Source organism: Streptomyces sp. NPDC016459, from assembly GCF_040632845.1.
Taxonomy (GTDB): domain Bacteria; phylum Actinomycetota; class Actinomycetes; order Streptomycetales; family Streptomycetaceae; genus Streptomyces.
On sequence record NZ_JBEYCR010000001.1, the window covers coordinates 1054558 to 1076522 of the forward strand.

The 21965-nt window shown below is 72.4% G+C and carries 24 protein-coding genes and 1 tRNA gene; 9 read left to right on the forward strand and 16 right to left on the reverse strand.

Going from position 1 to position 21965, the window contains the following annotated elements; genetic code table 11:
• Positions 1 to 55: 55 nt before the first annotated feature.
• On the reverse strand, positions 56 to 1474 hold the full coding sequence (locus tag ABZ567_RS04785; RefSeq protein ID WP_360784741.1) for a peptidoglycan-binding protein: 1419 nt from the start codon (positions 1472 to 1474) through the stop codon (positions 56 to 58).
• A 184-nt stretch (positions 1475 to 1658) separates the two neighbouring features.
• Between ABZ567_RS04785 and ABZ567_RS04790 the strand changes: the two genes are divergently transcribed.
• Positions 1659 to 1732, forward strand: a tRNA-Lys gene (locus ABZ567_RS04790).
• 67 nt (positions 1733 to 1799) lie between these two features.
• Here ABZ567_RS04790 and ABZ567_RS04795 read toward each other — a convergent pair.
• The 7 genes from ABZ567_RS04795 to ABZ567_RS04825 all read right to left on the reverse strand — a co-directional run bounded on the left by ABZ567_RS04795 (position 1800) and on the right by ABZ567_RS04825 (position 8192).
• Complete coding sequence (locus tag ABZ567_RS04795) at positions 1800 to 2864, reverse strand: glycoside hydrolase family 6 protein (RefSeq protein ID WP_360784743.1); 1065 nt, start codon at positions 2862 to 2864, stop codon at positions 1800 to 1802.
• A gap of 238 nt (positions 2865 to 3102) precedes the next feature.
• Complete coding sequence (locus tag ABZ567_RS04800; protein WP_360784745.1) at positions 3103 to 3783, reverse strand: class F sortase; 681 nt, start codon at positions 3781 to 3783, stop codon at positions 3103 to 3105.
• Between the two features lie 2 nt (positions 3784 to 3785).
• Complete coding sequence (locus ABZ567_RS04805; protein WP_360784746.1) at positions 3786 to 4439, reverse strand: hypothetical protein; 654 nt, start codon at positions 4437 to 4439, stop codon at positions 3786 to 3788.
• Between the two features lie 75 nt (positions 4440 to 4514).
• The gene (locus tag ABZ567_RS04810; RefSeq protein WP_360784748.1) at positions 4515 to 5294 is read right to left on the reverse strand and encodes an HAD-IIA family hydrolase; all 780 of its coding nucleotides are present in this window, start codon (positions 5292 to 5294) and stop codon (positions 4515 to 4517) included.
• A gap of 108 nt (positions 5295 to 5402) precedes the next feature.
• Complete coding sequence (locus ABZ567_RS04815; protein ID WP_360784750.1) at positions 5403 to 5534, reverse strand: hypothetical protein; 132 nt, start codon at positions 5532 to 5534, stop codon at positions 5403 to 5405.
• 106 nt (positions 5535 to 5640) lie between these two features.
• Positions 5641 to 6846 (reverse strand): hypothetical protein, encoded by a 1206-nt coding sequence (locus ABZ567_RS04820; protein ID WP_360784752.1) that lies wholly within the window; start codon positions 6844 to 6846, stop codon positions 5641 to 5643.
• Between the two features lie 125 nt (positions 6847 to 6971).
• On the reverse strand, positions 6972 to 8192 hold the full coding sequence (locus ABZ567_RS04825) for an ROK family transcriptional regulator (RefSeq protein ID WP_360784754.1): 1221 nt from the start codon (positions 8190 to 8192) through the stop codon (positions 6972 to 6974).
• A gap of 56 nt (positions 8193 to 8248) precedes the next feature.
• On the opposite strand from ABZ567_RS04825, the gene ABZ567_RS04830 reads away from it, so the two are divergent.
• Both ABZ567_RS04830 and ABZ567_RS04835 read left to right on the forward strand, forming a co-directional pair.
• The gene (locus ABZ567_RS04830; RefSeq protein ID WP_360784756.1) at positions 8249 to 9358 is read left to right on the forward strand and encodes a Gfo/Idh/MocA family oxidoreductase; all 1110 of its coding nucleotides are present in this window, start codon (positions 8249 to 8251) and stop codon (positions 9356 to 9358) included.
• A 266-nt stretch (positions 9359 to 9624) separates the two neighbouring features.
• Positions 9625 to 10089, forward strand: coding sequence for a heme-degrading domain-containing protein (locus ABZ567_RS04835; RefSeq protein WP_360785048.1), 465 nt, complete (start codon positions 9625 to 9627; stop codon positions 10087 to 10089).
• Positions 10090 to 10182: 93 nt separating this feature from the next.
• On the opposite strand, the gene ABZ567_RS04840 is transcribed toward ABZ567_RS04835, so the two are convergent.
• The 4 genes from ABZ567_RS04840 to ABZ567_RS04855 form a co-directional block, all read right to left on the reverse strand.
• Positions 10183 to 11040, reverse strand: coding sequence for a fumarylacetoacetate hydrolase family protein (locus ABZ567_RS04840; RefSeq protein WP_360784758.1), 858 nt, complete (start codon positions 11038 to 11040; stop codon positions 10183 to 10185).
• Positions 11041 to 11177: 137 nt separating this feature from the next.
• Positions 11178 to 11897, reverse strand: coding sequence for a YidC/Oxa1 family membrane protein insertase (locus ABZ567_RS04845; protein WP_360784760.1), 720 nt, complete (start codon positions 11895 to 11897; stop codon positions 11178 to 11180).
• A 98-nt stretch (positions 11898 to 11995) separates the two neighbouring features.
• Complete coding sequence (locus tag ABZ567_RS04850; RefSeq protein WP_360784762.1) at positions 11996 to 12292, reverse strand: DUF6412 domain-containing protein; 297 nt, start codon at positions 12290 to 12292, stop codon at positions 11996 to 11998.
• Between the two features lie 95 nt (positions 12293 to 12387).
• The gene (locus ABZ567_RS04855) at positions 12388 to 12930 is read right to left on the reverse strand and encodes a helix-turn-helix domain-containing protein (RefSeq protein WP_360784764.1); all 543 of its coding nucleotides are present in this window, start codon (positions 12928 to 12930) and stop codon (positions 12388 to 12390) included.
• Between the two features lie 102 nt (positions 12931 to 13032).
• On the opposite strand from ABZ567_RS04855, the gene ABZ567_RS04860 reads away from it, so the two are divergent.
• Positions 13033 to 14481, forward strand: a complete 1449-nt coding sequence (locus tag ABZ567_RS04860; RefSeq protein ID WP_360784766.1) for an MFS transporter — start codon at positions 13033 to 13035, stop codon at positions 14479 to 14481.
• Here the strand turns inward: ABZ567_RS04860 and ABZ567_RS04865 are convergent.
• Complete coding sequence (locus ABZ567_RS04865; protein ID WP_360784768.1) at positions 14439 to 14573, reverse strand: hypothetical protein; 135 nt, start codon at positions 14571 to 14573, stop codon at positions 14439 to 14441. The genes ABZ567_RS04860 and ABZ567_RS04865 overlap by 43 nt on opposite strands.
• A 412-nt stretch (positions 14574 to 14985) precedes the next feature.
• Between ABZ567_RS04865 and ABZ567_RS04870 the strand changes: the two genes are divergently transcribed.
• A complete protein-coding gene (locus ABZ567_RS04870; RefSeq protein ID WP_360785050.1) occupies positions 14986 to 15987 on the forward strand; it encodes an SEC-C domain-containing protein in 1002 nt (333 codons plus the stop codon).
• A gap of 7 nt (positions 15988 to 15994) precedes the next feature.
• Here ABZ567_RS04870 and ABZ567_RS04875 read toward each other — a convergent pair whose 3' ends face one another.
• Positions 15995 to 17125, reverse strand: a complete 1131-nt coding sequence (locus tag ABZ567_RS04875) for a DUF3578 domain-containing protein (protein WP_360784770.1) — start codon at positions 17123 to 17125, stop codon at positions 15995 to 15997.
• Positions 17126 to 17197: 72 nt separating this feature from the next.
• Positions 17198 to 17839: an ATP-binding protein gene (locus ABZ567_RS04880; protein WP_360784771.1), complete on the reverse strand. Its 642-nt coding sequence runs from the start codon at positions 17837 to 17839 to the stop codon at positions 17198 to 17200.
• A 167-nt stretch (positions 17840 to 18006) separates the two neighbouring features.
• Here ABZ567_RS04880 and ABZ567_RS04885 point away from each other — a divergent pair, with 167 nt between their 5' ends.
• From ABZ567_RS04885 to ABZ567_RS04900, 4 genes are all read left to right on the forward strand, one after another.
• Positions 18007 to 18855, forward strand: coding sequence for a helix-turn-helix transcriptional regulator (locus ABZ567_RS04885; protein WP_360784773.1), 849 nt, complete (start codon positions 18007 to 18009; stop codon positions 18853 to 18855).
• Positions 18852 to 19058, forward strand: a complete 207-nt coding sequence (locus tag ABZ567_RS04890) for a DUF397 domain-containing protein (protein ID WP_360784775.1) — start codon at positions 18852 to 18854, stop codon at positions 19056 to 19058. The genes ABZ567_RS04885 and ABZ567_RS04890 overlap by 4 nt, the downstream gene beginning before the upstream one ends.
• A 239-nt stretch (positions 19059 to 19297) precedes the next feature.
• Complete coding sequence (locus ABZ567_RS04895) at positions 19298 to 20341, forward strand: hypothetical protein (RefSeq protein WP_360784777.1); 1044 nt, start codon at positions 19298 to 19300, stop codon at positions 20339 to 20341.
• Between the two features lie 38 nt (positions 20342 to 20379).
• Positions 20380 to 20682 (forward strand): hypothetical protein, encoded by a 303-nt coding sequence (locus tag ABZ567_RS04900; RefSeq protein ID WP_360784779.1) that lies wholly within the window; start codon positions 20380 to 20382, stop codon positions 20680 to 20682.
• A 3-nt stretch (positions 20683 to 20685) separates the two neighbouring features.
• On the opposite strand, the gene ABZ567_RS04905 is transcribed toward ABZ567_RS04900, so the two are convergent.
• On the reverse strand, positions 20686 to 21954 hold the full coding sequence (locus ABZ567_RS04905; RefSeq protein ID WP_360784781.1) for a DUF445 domain-containing protein: 1269 nt from the start codon (positions 21952 to 21954) through the stop codon (positions 20686 to 20688).
• Positions 21955 to 21965: the final 11 nt, after the last annotated feature.

Consider the following 21965-nt stretch of genomic DNA (forward strand, 5'->3'; position numbering starts at 1 on the left):
TCCGCGGGGTTCGGGGTCGATGCCGTCATTCGGGGTCCACCTCATGCTCTCGGGGTCATCGGAACACACGCCGCCAGGTCTCCGGGCCCGGGTAGCCGTCGGCCGCTGCGCCGCGCCAGCCCTGTGCCCGCTGGAACGCCTCGACGTTGCGGCGGTCCGCCTCCGTCCAGCGCGGACCGGGTCCCGACAGGTAGTGCTTGCCGAAGCCCCGCTTCACCAGTTGTTTGCCCAGCTTCTCCACATATGCGTTGGATTGGCCCGGACGGAAGGAGCCACGCCCGGGAAAGTCCGTCGCATGTGCGCTCGGGCCGCCCGAACCACTCGAACCGCCGATGCTCCTGCCCCCGCCGGTCACGAGCAGCTTCCACGTCTCCGGGCCCGGCAGGCCGTCCGCCTCGCCGCCCTTCCAGCCCTGCGCCCGCTGGAACGCCTGGGTCGCGCGCCGGTCCGCCTCGCCCCACTTCGGGCCGGGTCCGGCGCTGTAGTACTTCCTGCCGCCGCGGTCGACGAGGAGCCGCCCGAGCTGGGTGACGTACGCGTTGTCGGCGCCGGTGCCGAACATCGCCGCGCCGGGGTACGGCGTCGCCGTGGGCTTCGCCCCGCTGCCGGTCCCGCCGGTCCCGCCCGTGCCGGCGCCGCTGACCACGCCCTTGTAGCGGTAGGCCACGTAGCGGCTGGAGTGCTGCCAGTACGCCATCGGCGTGGCCTGTTTCCGCGTGCGCGGCTTGGTCTGCTCGTACGCGGTGTAGGAGGTGTGGGTGTAGTCGGTCCAGCCGCCGAAGATCGTGACGTGTGAGCCGCGCGCCGGGTCGGCGGGGTTGTGGAAGAGCAGGATGTCGCCGGGCAGGAGTTCGGTGCGGTCGATCCGGTCGGCGAAGCGGTCGAGGCTGCCGGTCCACTCGTTGCTGCGCAGGTTCCAGGCCATGGAGATGTAGCCGGAGCAGTCCTGCCGGTAGCCGTCCGACCAGTACTTCTCCATGGAGTACGGGACCTGGGCGGTGACCCACAGCTTGGCGCGGTTGATGATCTCGGTCCGGGTCGCCTTGCGCAGGGTGCCGGTCGGGATCTGACCGGTCGTCGGCGTCGCCCCGGGGAGGGGCTGGGGTCCGGGGCCGGGCGCGCCGTGCAGGGGCCCCCGTCCGCCCTGCGGCGTGTCGGGCCCGGGGTGGGCCGCGTCCGGCCCCGGTCCGTCCGCCGGGTCCGACCCGTCCGGCCGGTCCGCGCCGCCCGTCAGGTCCACCGGGGTGAACGGGACCGGCGGCGGCGGGAGGGCCGTCGCCACCGCGGCTCCGCCTCCGCCCAGGACCACTCCCGCCGCCGTCACCAGGACCAGGGCACGGCGGGCGCCGTGGGCCGCGGGATGTCCGCCCGCCCGGACGGGCAGGCCAAGCGCGAGGTCGCGCCGCTGCCGGGCGCACCCCGGGCAGGCGCAGTCGGCCGCGGGTTCGAACTCCTCGAAGACCGGCACGCTCATGCGATTCCCCTCCACACTCGTCAAGATCTTTTGACCCTTGGTTTGGGGCGTCAGTGTCTCAACTGTCTGGACAAATCGCATTTTGACGGATTGAAGGCCTGATACGACCATCCGACAGGCCGGTGACGACCGAAATTGGTCAGGAGCACGCCCGCAGGTCAGGTACAGTTCTCTCTGTCAGCAGGCGCCGCTAGCTCAGTTGGTTAGAGCAGCTGACTCTTAATCAGCGGGTCCGGGGTTCGAGTCCCTGGCGGCGCACGCACAGTCAAGACCCCCTCACCGATGGTGAGGGGGTCTTGGTCGTTTTTCGGCCCTGTCGCTCGAACTACCGTGCGTCTCCGGCGAGTTCCCGGGCGTAGGCGTCGAACCACTCCCCCGCCTCCGGGCCGCCCCGGCACGGGCCGTCCGACTCGCCGGGCCGCTTGATCCACAGGTGCGCCGCCACCAGCGGGTCCCCCGTGCTCCGGGTCGGCGCCGCGCCGAGCGCGCGGCCCGGCGGGTTGCACCAGTTCTCCGCCGGGTCGCCCTCCGTGGCGGGGCCGTTTCCGTTCCGGCTGGTGTCGATCACGAAGGGCTTGCCGCCGACCAGGGCCGAGAGCTGTCTGCCGTACGCGGTGCTCTCCGCGGTCGTCTGGAAGTTCGAGACGTTGACCGCGAAGCCGTCGGCCTCCGCGATGCCCGCCGCTTGGAGCGGGAGCCGCAGGTCCGCCGGCCTGCCCCAGCCCGCGTTGCCCGCGTCGAGGTAGACGGTGGTGGCCGGCTGGCGCTTCAGGCGCTGGACCGCCTCCTTGAGCAGCGCGTACCGCTCGTCGCGGAGCCGTCCCTCCGTACAGCCGTCGACGACGTGCATCACGGCGTCCGGCTCCAGGACGACGGTGGCGCGCCGTCCGCCGATGCCGCGGGCGACCCCGTCGACCCAGGCGCCGTAGGCGGCGGCGTCCGCGGCGCCGCCCGCCGAATGCAGGCCGCAGTCGCGGTTCGGGATGGCGTAGAGCACGAGGAGCGCCTCACGGCCGGCGCGGGTGGCGGCCTCCGTGAGCGCCCGGGTCTCCGTCTCGGACCGGTCCGGGCCGAGCCACTCGGCCTGCGGCCGGGAGGAGATCCTCCGGAGCAGCGCGGCCTCGGCGGTACGGCCCGCGGCGAGGTGCCCGGCCACCGCGCGGGCCGCCTTCCCCTCGGGGTTCACCCAGTAGGGGACGTCCCTCGGGCCGGGGGCGGCGGCGCTCCGCCCCTGGGCGGCCGGGGCCGGACTCGGGCCGCGTGCGCCGGACACGCCGGGCGCGTCGCGGGCGGGCGGCGGGGCGGGGCTCGTACAGGCGGAGAGGAGGAGCAGGAGCGCGGCGGCCGGGAGGACGAACCCGGCTCGGCACGCGTGTGTACGTGCGGACATGCGGGCCCCTCGGGCACGTGCGGAGCGATGGGTGACCATCGTGACACGGTGACCCTCTGGGCCGGGCGAGGCGCGGCCTCTACAGTGTCCGCCGACCCCCGACCTCCCGCGGGCGGCACCGGGCTTCTTCCGCGCCCGTGAGCCCCGCGGTCGAGGACCGGCCCGGTCGGCGGCGGCCCGGGACGCGCCCCGCCGGCCGCGGCCAGGTCCTCCGGTTCCGCCGGGGATCCCAGGGCCGTCAGGGGCGGGAGCGCCCCGGTTCCGTCCCCGTCAGGTACGCCGACACGACCACGTTCGCCGAGTAGGTGCCCGCCCTGCGGTCGAACGTGCCGCCACAGGTGATCAGGCGGAGTTCGGCGCGGTGGGGGACCCTGGCGCCGTAGACCTCACGGGCGTCGAAGTCCTCCCGGGGGTAGACCTGGACGTCGTCGACGGTGAACACGGCGACGGATCCGTCCGTCCGGGTGACGCGGACCTCGGCGCCGGGCCGGGCCGCGCTGAGGCCGTAGAAGACGGCCGGGCGGGTGTCGGTGTCGACGTGGCCCACGAGGAGGGCCGGGCCGGCCGCGCCCGGCGGGGTGCCGGCGCCGAACCAGCCGACCGTACGGGGCGTCTCGTAGGGCGGCGGGTCGATCGCTCCCGTGGCGTCGAGGCCGCGCGCCACGACGGCCGCGGTGATGCCGAGGGAGGGGATCTCGACCCGCCGTGGTGCGACGGGTGCGAGCGGGGCGCGGGGCGGGGGCAGCGCCGTGCCGAGCGGGCGGCCGACCGCGGCGATGTCGCCGGTGGTCGGCGCGGAGCTGCTTCCGGGGCCCTGGGTGGCCTCGCGGCCCCAGAGCCAGAGGCCGAGCAGCAGGACGGCCCAGGCCACGCCGGTGACGAGTCGCCCGGTGCCCGCCGGGCGGGATCCGGACGACACGGTCACTCCGCGCCCGTGTCCGTGCCGGAGCCGGTGGCGCGGTGGCGGCGGGAGCTGCGGAAGGCGACCGCCACGGCGGCGACGGCGGCCATGCCGAGGCCGAGCAGGGTGTACGGGGTGCCGAGGCCGCTCTCGCTGGTGGTCTGGGCGACGCCGGGGGCGGCCGGCGCGGCGAACGCGGCGGTGCCGCCGCCGCCCGCGCGGACCGGGGCGACCGGGCTGGCGTGGTGGGTCGGCTTGTGGGTGGGCTCGTGGGTCGGCTTGTGGGTCGGCTTGTGGGTCGGCTTGTGGGTCGGCTTGTGATGCCCGACCCGGACGGTGCCGACGTCCGGGTGGTCGTGGCCGTCGCAGGTCACGCCCACCTTGTACGTGCCGTTCTCGAGACCGGACCTGATGGTGGTGTCGCCGAACAGCGGGGCGCCCCCGCCGTCGCGGCCGGTGAGTTCCGCGTCGGCGACGAACGCCTGCGACTTCGCGGCACCGGTCGTGCCCTTGCAGCCCTGGACGCGGACGTCGACGTCGGCGCCGGGCGAGGCGGTGGACGGGGTGACGGTGACCTTCACCCCGTCGTGGGCGTACGCGCCACCGGCCGTGGGTGCCAGCACGAGTACCAAGGCCGCCCCTGCGGCACCGAAAGCAATGGAACCTGAACGCATCGTGACCTCCTGGTACTGGCAGCGTCACCCGGATCGGCCCGGCTCGCATCCGCAGGGGGCGGCTGGGGGAGGCCCTCAGACGCGGTCGACGATGTCCGCGATCGACGGGACGATCTTCGACGGGCGGAACGGGAAGCGGTCGATCTCCGCCTGCGTCGTCAGACCGGTCAGCACCAGGAAGGTCTGCATGCCCGCCTCCAGGCCCGCCAGGATGTCGGTGTCCATCCGGTCGCCGATCATGGCGCTGGACTCGGAGTGGGCGCCGATCGCGTTGAGGCCGGTGCGCATCATGAGCGGGTTCGGCTTGCCGGCGAAGTACGGCTCCTTGCCGGTGGCCTTCGTGATGAGCGCGGCGACGGAGCCGGTGGCCGGCAGCGGCCCTTCGAGGGAGGGGCCGGTCTCGTCGGGGTTGGTGCAGATGAAGCGGGCGCCGCCGTTGATGAGGCGGACGGCCTTGGTCATCGCCTCGAAGGAGTACGTGCGGGTCTCGCCGAGCACCACGTAGTCCGGGGCGTGGTCGGTGAGGACGTAGCCGATGTCGTGCAGCGCGGTGGTGAGACCGGCCTCGCCGATGACGTACGCGGTGCCGCCGGGGCGCTGGTCGTCGAGGAACTTGGCGGTGGCGAGGGCCGAGGTCCAGATGTTCTCGACGGGGACTTCGAGACCCATCCGGAACAGGCGGGCGTGCAGGTCGCGAGCGGTGTACATCGAGTTGTTGGTGAGGACCAGGAACGGCTTCCCGGTCTCCCGCAGCTTCTTGATGAACGCGTCGGCACCGGGGATCGGCACGCCCTCGTGGATGAGGACGCCGTCCATGTCGGTCAGCCAGGATTCGATCGGCTTGCGCTCTGCCATGGGTGCGGGACTCCTGCCGTACAAACGTGCGGTGTGCTGGGGGCGCCGCGACAGCGCTGTGGCGACGCCCCAAGCCTAGTCAGGATGTCTCGATCCTGACCCTGACGTTCAGGATGCGGTGACCTTGACCGCGTCGATCGTCCAGTCCCAGTTGTTGGCACCGGTGTAGCGGAAGCGGAAGCTCACGCTGGAGGCGCCGGCGGGGACGGCGACCGAGAGGGACTGTGGCTTGGAGATCACGTCGGCCGTGCAGCTCTTGACGGATGCCGGTCTCGTCGACGCGGCCGGTCAGTGACCCGTAGAGGGGTCGGCGGGACTCAACGGTGCCGGTGGCGGCCGGCGGGACTCAACGGTGCCGGTGCCAGTGGCGGCGGAAGCGGACGAGGACGGCGCCGAGCAGGACGAGCGCTCCGGCGAGCGGGGCGAGGGCTCGCGCGTACGCCTCCGTGTCCTCCCGTCCGGTATGGGCGAGCTCCGGGTCCGGCGGGCGGGCGCTGGGAGCCGTCGGGTCGACCGTCGGGTCCCTGGGGTCGGCCGTCGGATCCCTGGGGTCGACCGTCGGATCCCCGGGGTCGACCGTCGGGTCCCTCGGGGCGGCTGTCGGGGCCGGGGGGCGCGACGCGGTCCCGGGCGAACGGGAGGGGGCGGGGGTGCCGGGCGCGGTGGGTTCGGCGGCGGGGGCCTCGGAGTCTGAGGGCCCGACGGTGAGGCGGTAGTCGCCGGACTCGCCGACCCAGTCGCCGTCGGTGCCACGGCGTTGCACGACGGCGGCGTTGACGACGACGTCGTCGGGGGCGGTCCCCGCGTCGAAGGCCAGGCGCACGGGGACGGTCAGGGTCTTGCCCGCGGGGACCGCGAAGCCGCCGAACCCGGTGAACGCCCCCACGTTCTCCGCCTCTTCGGTCGCCTCGAAGGCCACGGGTCGCCAGCGCGCGGCCCCGTCGTCGTAGAACTCGAACCGGATCTGCTCGGGCCGCAGCGTCCGCTCCCGGTCGGTGAGGACGAGCACGGGGTGGATGCCGGAGCAGGACGCGTCGGTGCGGTTGGTGAGGTCGAGCCTCCACTCCTGCGGGGGCCCGCCGGCGGCGTAGTCGACGGGCCCGCCGTGCAGCTCGGTGTCGAGCGGGAACCCGCCCCCGGGGGCCGTCCCGCAGAGGGGGGTGGGGGGATCGGGGGCGGGGGCGCGGGGGGCCAGGGCGGGGGTGGGGGCCAGTGCGGGGACCTGGGCCGGTGGGGCTTCGGCTGCGGGGGCGAGGAGCGGCGGGGCCGGGGTCAGAAGCGGCGGGGTCCCGGTCAGGAGCGGCGGGGGCGCGGCGAGGAGCGGCGGGGTCGCGGTTGCCGACTGCGGGGTGAGGGCCGGCCCTCCTTCGGCCGCCGAGGCCGGGATCGGGGTCGGTCGCGCTTCGGCCGCCGAGGTACGGGCCGGGCCTGTCTCCGCCTCCGCCGCCAGGGCCGGTGGGAGCAGGGTCAGCTGGGCCGTGGCGGTGGCTGCCATCGCGGCTGCCGTCGTCAGGGCGCGGGCGCTGCGCGGTCGCAGAGGGGCTGATGCCATGGGGCGGGGCCTTTGCTGCTCGCGGGCGTACGGGTCGGCCGCGACCCTGCCACGCCGGAACGGGCGGGCCCGGACGGCGACACCGCCCGCACCCCCGGACGGCCCGTCCGATCCGCCCGATCAGCCTATTTTCCGAAGATCGGAGCGAGGATGAGCCAGGCGGCGCCCTCGGCGACCGCGCCCCCGTCCCCGTCTCCGCGCGCCACGGCATCCCCGTCCCGGTCCCCGTCTCCGTGCGCCACGGCGTCCCCGTCCCCGTCTCCGTGCGCCACGGCATCCCCGTCCCCGCCCGCCACCGCGCCCTCGTCCGCCACCGCGTCCCCGTCCCCGTCCCCGTCCGCCTCACCCTCCGCCGCGAGTCCCACCAGGGCCGTCAGGCCGAGCCCCGCCAGGGCTTCCCGGACCCCGTCGACGAACACCGCAGGCGCCGACAGCACCACCCGCCCGCCCAGGAGGACCTGGTCGATGTCGAGGAGCCGTACGAGGTTGGCGGCGCCGGCACCGAGGATGCGCGCCGCCTCGACGAGTTCGCCGCGCCCGACCGCCGCCAGGCACAGGACCTCCAGGCAGCCGCGCCCGCCGCAGCCGCAGGGGGGCCCGTCGAGCCGCACGGTCTGGTGGCCGAGTTCGCCCGCCCCGGTCCTGTCCCCGCGCAGCAGCGCCCCGCCGAGGACGAGGCCGGCGCCCAGACCCGTACCGAGGTGGAGGTAGGCGAAGGAGCCGGGGGCGGCGGGGCGCAGGGCGAGGCGGAGGGCGGCCGCGTTGGTGTCCTTGTCCAGGACGACGGGCAGCCCGAGACGCCGGGCGAGCTCCGCGCGTACCGGGTGACCGTCCCACTCCGGGAACCCCGTCACCCGACCGGGCACCCCCGCGCGGTGGTCCAGGGGACCGGGCATGGCGACCCCGACGCCGATCACGTCGGGTCCGCCCGCCGTCAGCGCCCCCACCTCCTCCGTCACGGCGTCCAGGACCGGCCCCGTCCCCGCCCCCAGGTCCAGGCCCCGTCGGCGTCGGGTCACGACCGTGCCCGCCAGATCGGTGAGGAGCGTCGTCAGCTCGTCGCGGTCGAGGTGGACGCCGACGGCGTACCCGGCGGAGGCGACGAGCCGCAGGACCGTGCGGGGCTTGCCGCCGGTCGAGGCGCGCCGGCCGGCCTCCGCGACGAGGCCCTCCGCCCGGAGCCTGGCGGTGATCTTGCTGACGGCCTGTGGGGTCAGTCCCGTCCGCTCGGCCAGCTCCAGGCGGCTGATGCCCGGCTCCCCCGCCGTACGCAGCAGGTCGAGCACGAGCGCCGCGTTGTGGCTGCGCAGCGCCGGCACGTTCACTCCACCCAGGTCCGTCTTCACCCGCCCATTGTCCCCGTCGCTTGCACTTTGGCAACACCGTTGCTTAAGTGGGCCGTATGACTGGCACGGACTCGACTGGCACCGCACCCCCCACCCCCCTCCGCGTCGGACTCGTCGGCTACGGCCTGGCGGGTTCCGTCTTCCACGCCCCGCTGATCGCCGCGTCCGAGGACCTGGTCCTCGCCGCCGTCACCACCGGCAACCCGGAGCGGGCGGCGGAGGCCCGCGCCGCCCACCCGGGCGTCCGCGTCGCCGCCGCCCCCGAGGAGCTGTGGGAGGGCGGGGCGGGCGAGCTCGACCTGATCGTCGTCGCCTCCCCCAACAAGACGCACGTCGCGCTCGCCACCGCCGCCCTGCAGGCCGGCCTCCCTGTCGTCGTCGACAAGCCGCTGGCCGGGACCGCCGCCGAGGCCCGCGAGCTCGCCGCCCTCGCCGACGAGCGGGGCCTGCTGCTCTCGGTCTTCCAGAACCGCCGCTGGGACAACGACTTCCGCACCCTGCGCCACCTGCTCGCCGAGGACGCGCTCGGCGAGGTCCAGCGCTTCGAGTCCCGGTTCGAGCGGTGGCGCCCCCTCCCCAAGGGCGGCTGGCGCGAGTCCGGCGCGCCGACGGAGATCGGCGGGCTCCTGTACGACCTCGGCAGCCACGTCGTCGACCAGGCCCTCGTCCTCTTCGGGCCGGTGGTCTCGGTGTACGCGGAGTCGGACGTCCGCAGGCCGGGCGCCGGGGCCGACGACGACACCTTCCTCGCCCTCACCCACGCGAACGGCGTCCGCTCCCACCTGTACGTGAGCGCCACCACCGCCCAGCTCGGCCCCCGCTTCCGGGTGCTGGGGCAGCGCGCGGGGTTCGTGAAGTACGGCCTCGACCCGCAGGAGGCGGCCCTGCGCGAGGGCCTTCGGCCCGTACCGGGCACGATCTGGGGCGCGGAACCGGAGGCGCTGTGGGGCCGGCTCGGCTCCGGCGAGTCGCCGCTGACCGGCGGCGGCACCCCCGTCGAGTCGTTGCCGGGTGACTACCCGGCGTACTACGCGGCCGTCGCCGCCGCCCTGCGCGGCACCGGCGAGAACCCGGTCACGGCGTACGAGGCGGCCGCCGCGCTCGATGTCCTGGAGGCGGCGAAGAGGTCGGCCCGCGAGGGCGTCACGGCGAGGATCGACGCGTGAGCGAGGACCGGCGTACGAGCGAGGACCGGCGTACGGACGAGGACCGACGGACGAACGGGGATCGGCGTACGGACGAGGACCGACGGACGAACGGGGATCGGCGTACGGGCGAGGACCGGCGTACGAGCGAGGACCGGCTTACGGACGAGGACCGACGGACGAACGGGGATCGGCGTACGGGCGAGGACCGGCGTACGAGCGAGGACCGGCGTACGGACGAGGACCGGCCGCCGGTCGGTGCTCCGGGTACGAGCGAGGTCGACACCCTGGAGGCCCAGGAGGCCCGGCTCGTCCTCCCCCGGTTCACGTACGAGGACGCCTGGGCGCTCGGCACCCTGCTCGTCGGCATGGCCCGGGAGCGCGGGGCGCCGGTCGCGATCGACATCCGGCGCGGTCCGCAGCAGTTGTTCCACTGCGCGCTGCCCGGGTCCAGCGCCGACAACGACGCCTGGATCGACCGCAAGCGACGGGTGGTGGAGCGGTACGGCGTGAGCTCGTTCCTGGTGGGCGCGCGGTTCCGCGCCAAGGGGACGACGTTCGAGGCGTCCTCGCGACTCGACCCCGACCGGTACGCGGCCCATGGCGGGTCGTTCCCGGTCGCGGTCGAGGGGGCGGGCGTGATCGGCTCGGTCACGGTCTCGGGGCTGCCCCAGGCCGAGGACCACGCCCTGGTCGTCGAGGCGCTGGAACTGCTCCTCGCCTCGTACGCCTCCGTCTCCGCCACCGGCTGAGGGGAACCAGCGCGCCGCCGCCGGGGCGGGGCCCACGGCGGCGGCGGGACCGGCGGGGGAACCGACGGCGGCGGCGCCCCTGACGGTGACGGTCTAGGCGCTTTTCAGTTCCTGCCGCTGGCGGCCGAGGCCGTCGACCTCCAGCTCGACGACGTCACCGGGCCGCAGGTACGGCTTGGGGTCGGGCTGTCCCATGGCGACGCCGGCCGGGGTGCCGGTGTTGATGATGTCGCCGGGGTAGAGGGTCATGAACCGGCTGACGTACCGGACGACCTCCGCGACCGGGAAGATCTGGTCGGAGGTGCGGCCGTCCTGCTTCAGCTCGCCGTTGACCCAGAGCCGGAGGCCGAGGGCCTGCGGGTCGGGCACCTCGTCGGCGGTGACCAGCCAGGGCCCGAGCGGGTTGAAGGTCTCGCAGTTCTTGCCCTTGTCCCAGGTGCCGCCGCGCTCGATCTGGAACTCGCGCTCGGAGACGTCGTGGGCGACGGCGTACCCGGCGACGTGCGCGAGGGCCTGCTCGTCGGTCTCCAGGTAGCGGGCGGTGCGCCCGATGACGATGGCGAGCTCCACCTCCCAGTCGGTCTTCACGGATCCGCGCGGTACGAGCACGGTGTCGTCCGGGCCGACGACGGTGTCGGCGGCCTTGAGGAAGACGACGGGCTCGGCCGGGGTGGCCTGGCCGGTCTCGGCGGCGTGCCCGTGGTAGTTGAGCCCGATGCACACGACCTTGCCGATCCGGGCGACGGGCGGGCCGACGCGCAGCCCGGTGGCGTCGAGCGCGGGCAGCACACCGGCTCCGGCGGCGGCCCGTATCCGGTCGAGGGCGGAGGCGTCGGCGAGCAGACTGCCGTCGATGTCGTCGACGAGGGCGGACAGGTCGCGGAGCGTCCCGTCCTGGTCGAGGAGGGCGGGACGTTCGGCTCCGGGCGGGCCGACACGCAGCAGCTTCATGGACTTCTCCCTGTGGTCGAGGCGGGCCCGGGAAGGGCCCTGAGGTACCCCGGCCGATGGAGTGCGGCCATCGGAGGATTGGTCGATCCTCCAAGACAAAAGGTCACTCTGCAAGACCCCGTTCACGCAGTGGACCCTTACGCGCGAGTAGCAACGGCTGCGGCGCCCTCCTCCTCGCGGAAGAGGAAGGCGCGTTCGGCTGCGGCCCAGGTGGTGCTGGTGACCACGTAGAGGGCGGCGGCGAGCGGGACGACGGCGACCGTGATCAGGGTGGCGAAGGACAGCAGCGGCATGATCGTGGCAATGGCGCCGGCGCCGGGCGTGGGCTGTCCCAGGTCGAGGGGCTGGGCGGCGAGCTGCCGCTTCGTACGCCGGTAGGTGAACGTGGCGACGGCGGCGACGAGCGCGAACAGGACCAGGTAGACGACCCCGGCCGGGCCGAACACACCGCCGTCGCCGAGGGCGTCGGCCCAGCGGTCGCCGAGCGGGGCGGCGAAGAGGGTGTGCCCGGCCATCCGGTCACCGGCGAACAGGTGGTACATCAGCAGGAACGCGGGCGCCTGGAGCAGGGCGGGCAGGATGCCGGCGAAGGGCGAGACCTTCTCCCGCGCGTGCAGCTCGGTGATCGCCTTCCTCAGCCGCTCGGGGTTCTTGGCGTGCTTCTCGCGGAGCGCGGCGAGTTGCGGCGCGATCCGGGTGCGGGCCTTCTGGCCCCGGGCCGAGGCCCGGGAAAGGGGGTGGATCGCGAGCCGGACGAGCAGGGTGAAGACGACGATCGCGGCGGCCGTCGCGGTGGTGGCGAAGAGCGGCTGGAGCAGGTCGGCGAGCCGCTCGACCAGGGAAGCGAAGACGGACATGGGGAGCCCTCCGTGGGGTCTCGTCGTGCCGGGGAGATGTCGGGTCTCGGCATGACGGATCCGCGTGAGCGCTCGTCCGGTGTGGTGTGCGGGGGCTCCTACGCGGCCGTCGGGAGGGGACGGCCGGGAGCGCGGGGTCTGCGCCGCCCCGCGGCGTCGGGGTCGCGCTGGGGCAGGAAGGCGGTGCGCCGCTCGCGGTCCCGGATGGCGGTACGCACGGCGGTGGGCGGCACGGCCGGAGCCGTACGAGCTCCGATCAGGGCGCAGACGACGGTGGTCGCGGCGAGGGCGAAGGCGGCGGAGACGCCACCGCCGTCGGAGAGGAGCAGTTCGGCGAGGGCGAGCAGGAAGAACAGCGGCGCGACGAACCGCAGCACCAGATCCCTGACCGTCATCCCGCCACCTCCTCTCCCGCCCCTGCGATCCCGCGACCCCGCGGTCTCGGATCTCGCCCTCTTCGATGTCTCACCGGGAGGACGCGCGGCGCGTCTCAGGAGTTCCCGTCACGCGAGGGGAGTTGGAGGGGTACGAGGAGACGGCGGGGTCCGAGGAGGGCGCGGCTGACCGGATCGGCGGGGTCCGCATCGAGTCCCGTGCCGGGGCGCATCTCGACGTCGGCGGGCGGTACGGGGACGCGGCAGGCCGGGCACTCGCCGTACGGGCCGAGTTCGGTGCCGCAGTCGGCGTGGTGGAAGTGGCGTACCGGTACGGCTCCGGGGACCTCGGCCCGGCCCCAGGCGCCGAGCGAGCGCAGCACGGGCCAGAGGGCGAGGCCGCGCGCGGTGAGCACGTACTCGTCGCGCGGGGGTGACTCCTGGTAGCGCCGCCGGTCGAGGACGCCTGCCTCGACGAGGGCCTGGAGGCGGGCGGCGAGGACGGCGCGGGGTGCGCCGAGGTGGACGAGAAAGTCGCTGTAGCGGCGGACGCCGTAGAAGGCGTCGCGGACGACGAGGAGGGTCCAGCGCTCACCGATGACTTCGAGGGCGCGGGCGATGGTGCACTGCTGGTGGGCGTAGTCCTTGCCGAGAGCCATGGGACCCATCGTAACCGGCAAGGTTCATTGATTGAACCAACCTGCTACCGTAAATCCTCGCGTTGAGTTCATTGACCGAACCGACCGGTGGAGGTCCCCGCCGTGCCCCAGCTCGCGTCCACCGCACCTCCCGCCGCCCCGCCCCGCGGCTCCCGCCCGGGGGCCGCCCTCGCCGTCACCGCCACGGCGACGGCGATCGCGCTGATGAACTACACGGCGCCGATGGTCACCCTCCCCGACATGGCCGCCGCCTTCGCGACCCCGGCCTCCGCCCAGGCCTGGCTCCTCAACGGCACCCCGCTCGGCCTCGCCGTCCTCCTCCTGGTGGCCGGCAGCCTCGCCGACGCCCACGGGCGCCGCCGGGTCTTCCTGCTCGGCACCCTCGCCCTCGGCCTCACCACCGCCCTCGGCGCCCTCGCGGCCTCCACGCTCACCTTCACCCTGGCCCGGGTCGCCCAGGGCGCGGCGAGCGCGGCGGTCCTCGCGGGCAGCCTGGGCCTGCTGGCCCACGCGTACCCGACGGGCCGCGACCGGGTCAGGGCCACCGGCATCTGGGGCGCCGCCGTCAGCGGCGGCATCGCCCTCGGCCCCCTGCTCGCGGGCGCCCTGAGCCTCGCGGACTGGCGCCTCGCGTACGCGGCCCTGGGGGCGGCGGCACTGGCGACGGCGACGATCGGTGCGCGGACGCTGCCGCAGGAGGGGGCGACGATCGGCGCGCGGACGCTGCCGGACGACCGGCCGACGAGGGACGCGGCAAGGCCCCGCCCCGACATCGCGGGCGCGGCGGCCCTCGGCCTGGCGCTCGCGGCCCTGCTCACGGCACTCACCCTCGGCCGGGACGGCTGGCTGCGCCCCCGCGTGGGCCTCCTGCTGCTGGCCGCCGTCGCCCTGATCGCCCTCTTCGTGGCGGTCGAACGCCGGAGCCGTACGCCCATGGTGGACCTGGCGTTGCTGCGGCGGCCCGCGTTCCTGGCGTCGACCCTGGGGGCGCTGTTCACGGGCCTGGCGGTGATCGGCCTGTTCAGCGTGGTGCCCGCACTGGTCCAGAGCGGGGCCGGGATGTCTCCGCTGGGGGCGGCCGGGCTGTTCGTGCTCTGGTCGGGCACGGCGTTCGTGGTGGCCCTGCAGGCGCGCCGCCTCCCGGCCCGGCTCTCCGCCCCGTACCAACTGACTCTGGGGTTCGTCCTGTCGGCGGCGGGGGTCCTCGCCCTGCTCGGCACGATCGAGGGGCCGGCCGGCTCGTGGCCCCGGCTGATCCCGGGCCTGGTGGTGGCGGGCGCGGGCAGTGGCCTCCTGAACGCGGCGCTGCCCCGGCTCGCGGTCGACTCCGTACCGCCGGAGCGGGCGGCGATGGGCTCGGGCGCCAACAACACCGCGCGCTACATCGGTTCCTCGGCGGGTGTGGCCCTGACGCTCGCCCTGGCGACGGCGGGACCGGACAGGGCGGTCCTCGTCTCGGCGGGCCTGGCCCTGATCGGCGCCGTCCTCACCCTCGTACTGGGGCGGGGTCACCGGCCCGGGACGAGCTTCGCCCGGACGACGAGCCGGTAGGCGCTGCTGAGCTCGGGGGTGCAGGTGGTGAGGGTGAAATGGGTGCCGGGGGCGTCGTACCCGTACGAGGGCCTGACGAGGGAGCGGGGCACGGCCCGGATGACCCCGATGTCACGGGGAGCGCGGTACGGGAGAGGCCACGGAGGAAGGCCGCCCCCCTGAAGCGCCAGGGGGAGAGGCGGAAGGCGGGACAGGAGGAGAACCGGGGGGAATCACCGGAGGGAGAGATGCCCCACTCCCGCTCCGGCGCGTACACCTGTTGACGGACCTCGGCGCGGCCTGCTGGCGGGTCCACCGGAGCTGGTGGACGGGAAGGAGCCGCAGGACGACACCACAGGTGACAGCGGTCTCGGCAGCCACGCACAGCACACGGGCACCCGGACGGCACCGTCCCCGCGACGGGACGAGGACCGGTATCCGCTGCCCGACCCTGGCTCGCACGCGGGGCACGACAAGGGCTGGGGCGCCAACTCTCCAGGCATGTACAGCAGTACGGTGGAGCGCATGCGCCCCGACACACCTGCCGCCCACGCCGCCGAAGCCGAGCGCCTGCTGCGCACCGCCGCGCAGTACCCGGAGGACCGGGAGCCCCTGCTCCTCCAGGCCGCGGCCCACCTGGAGCTGGCGGGCGACCGCCCGGGGGCGGCAGCCCTCTACGACTCGCTCCTGTCGTCCGCGCCGGCGGAGCCGCACCTGATCAGGGCGCTGAAGGCGGCGAACCTGTGGGAGTACGGCCACGAGGCCGAGGCGCGGGCGATCATCGACGGCCTCCGGAGCGCACGGCCCTCGGAGGCGGCGCCGTGGGAGATCGCGGCGGAGACGCTGGAGGCCCACGACGAACTGGAGGCGGCGGAGTCCACGCTGACGGAGGCGGCGGACCTCCTCGTCACCTCACCGGAACTCCCCCACGCGACCCAGTCGCTCCTGATCACCCGGCACCGGGTCCGCAGGATGCTGGCGCTGCCGCACGACGACCGGGACGTGCAGGCGGACCGGCTGCACAGCGGGGCGGTCCCCCTGGACGAACTGCACGACCCGAAGCGCCTGTGGTCGCTGGGCTCCGAGGACCCGGCGGAACTCCAGGCGGAGATCGACCGCCTCCGCTCGGAACTCGGCACCTACCGCACGGCCCTCTCCCGCCCGTTCCCGGTGGCGGTCCTCCACTGGCTGGAACCGGAACTGGACGAGTTGCTCGCCTCGTACCCGGAACTGGAAGCCGAGTACCCCACCTACCGGGCACACCTGACCGACATCGAGGCCTCCCTCCGCGAACTCTCCCAGGCCGGCACCCCCAACCTGGGCATCGTCCGCGCCACGGTCCCCTCCTACGAAGCCTTCGCCGCCTCGGAATCCACCCACCCCTCGAACGCGGACCTCCTCCCCCAGTACGCGACGACCTTGGCGGCCCGTGGGCGCGCTACGGCTTGGCCTCCGGCGCGCTCCTCGGCGTGCTGGTGCGGGTCGGGTCGGACGTACGGGGAGTGCCACGGGGGTGCCTCCACGTAACCCGGCGCTACTCCGTCGTCATCCCCCAGTCCCGTGCGCTGGGGGAACCTCCCCATCCGTCATCGCACCGCCAGACCGAAGCGATCCCCTGCTCTTCCAGGTACGGGGCGTACACCCCGATCTCTTCGGAGAAGAGGCCTACAAGGAAGGGCTCCGGCTGTTTCCGGTAGAGGAAGTGGCGGTACTCGTAGAGTTGCCCTAGAGCCTCGCGTACCGCCACCGTCGGGTTCCCGTGACGGACGATCTTCGCTTCGACAAGCCACTCGTCCCCGGGCCCCTCAGAGACGTGCTGCTGTCGCAGAACCAGGTCTTTCGGGTGCTGTAGCCGCGTTATGGGGGTGTACCCACGACCTGCGACGTAGAGGCCGAAGTCCTTGACGAGGTCCTCATGGCTTCGCTGCTTGACCTGCTGACGGGCTCTGATCTGCGCCGTGTACTCATCACTGGCCTTCGGCTGGAAGCCAGCGAGCGGATCGAAGTCAGCCGCGGATTCAGTGGTCTGTCGAGCGTGGCCGCTCAGGTCGTAGGCAAGCTCGAGAGCGTCAGCGTCGTTACTCATCCACCAGACACGATCAAACTCTTCAGCCCGCCGCAGAGATTGGACGCCGAGCAAGAGGTCCTCCAACAGCGCGACGTCGCTCGGCAAGGCGGCGGTGTCATACACCTTGGCAATCACGCTGGCCGCCTCGTACGCCCTCGGTCGCGCCGCTCCATCCCTTAGAGCCGGTTCGTCCACCCACTCAAGATTCTCCTGCCGTCTCACAGCCCGACGGAGTCTCGCCGCGTGATGACGTAGGTGCTCCTCGCGCGCTCTGCCTTTCCCCAGCGCGTCTTCCAACCAGGTAATCCCTTGCTGCAAGGTCAGGGTCACGTTCTTCAGGTCAGCGCTGAAGATGTAGGCGAGATACAAGCCCTTCTTAGGGTCTCGCATCCCTTGCTCGTCGAAGACGCCGATCCACGGCGTCGCTGCCGGAGTCGTCTGACCTCCATGCCCTTTGGCTCTGAAACCTGGTGGAAGGGCAAGGTCCGTACGGCTCGCGACCCCCCGCAGCACCTGCTGCCCCTTGACTTCACGCCCCGAACCAGCGTTACGGTCGTACGTGTTGGTGACCTCGCCCAACAAGTCTCGAATCCCCATGCAGAGAATCTAGATCAGAACGCCTCGACGCAGATAGGAGATCGCGCTACCTCGTCACGTTGTCCGCGACGCTCACGCCCCAGCTTCAAAGCGCACTTGGGCCGCGTCCAGAGCATCGTCGACGTCATATCCGTGGGCGCCCATCCAGTGCAGGAGGTCGACGATCACATCGATCGCGGCATCCTTGGCCACAACCGTAGTCAGCCGACTCGCGTTGACCGCCCGGGGAGAAGCGACGGTACCGTAGAGGGAGATCATGGCTTCCGCCCGCGTGACACGCATGCCGCCACTGTGTCCATGGGGCGTCGTGAGGTCGGTCGCAATCTCACACCATGTGACCTTGCGGTCCGCTCCCAGCAGGACGCCCCAACGATCCGTGATCCCGTCGACCAATGCCAAACCTCTGCCGGTCTCGGCCTCAGGCCCAACGGTGGACATCGTCGGCAACATGTGACATTCCGGATCACGTACCTCGATCCGCAAGTAGGTGCCGTTCATCATCAGACGGAGCGAGGTCGGGGTACCCACCCCCACGTGGCGAATCACGTTCGTGACCAGTTCAGTGACGCAGAGCTGAGCAGCCGCGATCTGCCGCACCAGCCCCCAGAGCTTCAGGTGGAGTCCCACAACACGGCGAAGCCCGGCAACTTCCCGCGGTTCCGCCAAGAACGAAAGCTCCCACGGCTTGCGCACCATACATCCGTCGTCGTTCACGCCAACCTCCCACATCCACATGCTTCTTGACAGCCAGTGACGGATCATCAGAGTGGGCGGTGCGCATCCCTTCTTGCAATGTGCACAGCGAGATTCCCACTAACGAGCGATTGGCGGGCCATCATCTGGTGCGCAGACTGGACATCCGCTAGTGAGGGGAGAAGGACATGGCTGGCTCGCCCACCGCTCGCCGTCGGCGACTGTCGATCGAGTTGAAGAAGCTCCGCGAGGCGAACGACTTCACCTGCGCGCAGGTCGGAGACGCCCTGGACTGGAGTGGATCCAAGGTCAACCGCATGGAAACAGGCAGTGGCCGGGTCCAACCTTCCGACGTTGAAGCCCTCTGCCGGTTCTACGAAGTGGACGACGAACTAAGAGAATTTCTCAAGTCTCTGGCGAAGCAAGCCAAACAGAAGGGCTGGTGGCAATCCCACGGAAGCGGAGTTCCTTCCTGGTTCTCCAGCTACATCGGCTTGGAGCAAGACGCCTCTACGTTTCGCCAGTACCAGAACGAGTTCATCCCTGGCCTCATGCAGACACCCACGTACGCGAGCGAACTACATCGCGCAACCAACCACATGAGCGGCGAAGACATCCAGCGGGCCGTACAGGTCCGCATGGAACGCCAGGAAAGGCTTCGATCGCTCCAAGCGCCAGATGCCTGGTTCGTGGTGCACGAGAGCGCGCTCCGGACCATCGTCGGAGACCATTCCCTCATGCGTGAGCAGCTGGAGGCCTTGCTCGAGACCGGCGAGCTCCCCAACGTCACTGTCCAGGTCATGCCCTTTGACGCTGGCCCCTATCCGGCAACGGGATCCTTCACCATGCTGGGATTCCCCGACCCCGAGGACCCTGACATCGTGTATCGGGATGGCATTACTGACGCGATCTACATGGAGGGGCGTGAGGAGGTGCGCGCATACGCCAGAGCCTTCGACAATCTGCGAGCGGCGGCCGCAAGCCCCCACCGATCGACCCAACTGATCAACAACCTCTTGAAGGAGAAAACGAGATGAAGCGCATAACGAGCAAACCATCCCCTAACCTTAATTGGAAAAAGTCGTCCTACAGCAACGGCTCGGGTGGCGAATGTCTAGAGTGCGCACAAACAAAGACGAAGATTTTCATACGCGACTCAAAATTTACACAAGGACCCACCATCTCTATGCAATCCGCCCCCTGGCAGACTTTCGTCGACTCGCTGCCCGCCCAAGAGTGAGCGACTGACGGCCCGGCTGCGGTAGGCGCCCCGGGAAACCAGCGATCCCGGGGACGGCACCATGCGGACACCATCCGGCTGGGAAGTCGACCCTTCGGGCGGGCCGGGTTCGTTGGCTTCTGGTGGGACTGCCCTCCAGTCCTGTTGGCCCTTCCCGTCACCCACACGAGCGTTCTTCACTCTTCGCGATCGGATGAACGCAATTTGTGCGGTACGTTCACGCAAAACGGCCCCCGTCGATGGCTGGAACCGTCGGCGGGGGCCTGAACCACCAGTGGAAGCAGCCCACCGTGATCTACCGGCACTTTAACGCGCCCTCCCGTGCCTTCAGTCAGTTCTCGCACGAACTCATCCGGCACCCTCGGCTCTCCTCCGACGCCGTCCGGCTTCTGACCTGGCAGCTCTCCCTTCCCCAGGGCGCCCGCGAGTCACTCTCCCGGACCGCCGAACGTGCCCGGATCGGGGCATCCGCGTTCACCCGCGCCAAGCGGCAGCTCAAGGAGGAAGGCTTCGTGCACGAGCGGCGCGTCCAGGGCGCCGGCGGTCACTGGATGACCCAACAGCTCGTCTCCAACACCCCGTTGACCGCCGACCAGGCCGTCAAGCTCCTCGCCCGGACACCCCTCCTCACCTGTGCGGACCAGGCATCCCCGCAGGTCGTACCGAGTCCCCGGAAACCGGCCGTCGGTGAACCGGGCACCCCGCCCACCGACCGTCATCCAAAGAAAGACCCGAAGGAAGACACCTCCAACCTTCCGGCCGAGACGGAGGAGACGGCCGAGGCGGACGAGGCAGACGAGGCAGACGAGGCGGCCAGGACCGGCGAAAGCCCCGTGACCGACCACACCCCGAGCCCTCACCTCCCCGACGCCCGCGCCCTCGTCGGCGCCCTGCCCCTCCTCTCCCCCGCCCTCCGCCACATCCCACCCGCCATGCGCGACGAACTCACCCGCCTCGCCGCCCGCTGGCTCGACGCCGGACACACCTCCACCGACGTCCACGAACACGTCCTGCGCGGCCTGCCCGGTGCCGGGACGTCCGTCCACCGGCCCGGTGGGCTCGTGCGGTACCTGCTCCGCGACGTGCCTCCACTCGCCCCGCCGTCCCCGCCGTCCCCGCCGTCCTCGCCGTCCCCGCCCTCACCGTCCGCCCACCGGCTCTCCGCCCGGCTCCACGGCACCCGCGAATGCTCCGGTGACCACACCCAGCCCATGCTCTTCCGACCCCTCGCCGACGAGACCCTCTGCGGCGCGTGCGACCCACTCCTTCGCACCCCCTCGTAGGCTCACAGGACGAAACCCCTAGTCGGAAGACCTCCGCCATGCCCCGTATCCCCTCCCCCGCCGTCGCCGCCGTCGGGCTCGTCGGTGGGTACGCCGTCGCCCGGTGGACCAAGAACCGGCCCCTCGGGGGCGCCGTGCTCGCCGTGGCCGGTGGAGTGGCCGCCAGGGAGTGGCAGCAGGTGGGCGGCGGGAAGGTGGCCGCCGGGCTCGGTGCCGCCTACGTCGCCGCGTTCGCCGGGTCCCATCCGCTCGCCAAGAAGATCGGGGCCTGGCCCGCCGTGTTCTCCGTCGCCGGCGGTATGGCCGTCGCCTCCTGGGCTGTCACCCGTACCAAAGGCTGACCCTCAGCCCCCCACCCCATGGCTCACCGTGTAGATCAGCAGGCCCGCCAGCGCTCCCACCACCGTGCCGTTGATGCGGATGAACTGGAGGTCCCTGCCGATGTTCGCCTCGATCTTCTTCGAGGTCTGGGTGGCGTCCCAGCCGGCGACCGTGTCGCTGATCAGGGACGTGATCTCGCGGCGGTACGTCGTGACCACGTACGCCGCCGCGTCCTCGGCCCACCCCTCGACCTTCTCCTGGAGGCGGGTGTCCGTCGACAGGCGGTTGCCCAGGGAGATCAGGGACGCGCGGGCGCGGAGGCGGAGTTGGCTGCGGTCGTCCTCCGCCGCCGCGAGGATCAGCGCCCGGACCGAGGACCACGCCGAGGCGATGATGTCCTGGATCTCCGGGCGGGCCAGGAGGTCCGACTTGAGCCGTTCGACGCGCGCGCGGGTGTCCGTGTCGCCCTGCAGGTCGGTCGCGAAGTCCGTGAGGAAGCGGTCGATCGCGCCGCGCGCCGGGTGGCCCGGCATGTCCCGCACCTCGGTCACGAAGCGGAGGAGTTCCTTGTAGACGCGCTCGCCGATGCGCTTGTCGACGAAGCGGGGGGTCCAGCCCGGCGCGCCGCCCTGCACCGCGTCCATGACCGACTCGCCGTGCGTCACCAGCCAGTCGTGGGCGCGGGTGCACACCAGGTCGACGGCCCTGTGGTGGGCTCCGTCCGTGACGATCTTCTCCAGGGTCTTGCCGAGGCCGGGCGCGATCTCCACGGCCTCGGCCCGCCGGGTGATCGCCTCCCCGACGACCGCCTGGACGTCCGAGTCGCGGAGCACCGTCAGCGCGCCCCGTAGCGCCGTCGACGCCTCCGCCGTGACGCGGTCCGCGTGCGCCGGGTCCGCGAGCCACGCGCCGAGGCGGCCGCCGATGCCGAAGGCGTGCAGCCTGCCCCGTACGACGTCGGCGGAGAGGAAGTTCTCACCGACGAAGGAGCCGAGCGACGCGCCCAGCTGGTCCTTCTTCTTCGGGATGATCGCCGTGTGCGGGATCGGTACGCCCAGCGGGTGCCGGAAGAGGGCCGTGACCGCGAACCAGTCCGCGAGCGCGCCGACCATCCCGGCCTCGGCCGCCGCCGCGACATAGCCCGTCCAGGCCCCCCACCCCGCGTTCTCCGCCCAGGTGGCCAGGGCGTAGACCACGGCGACCGCCGCGAGCAGGGACGTCGCCAGCGTCTTCATGCGCCGGACGCCCCTGCTCTTCTCCTCGTCCGCCGCCGTGTACGAGAAACTCACCATCAGTCGACCTC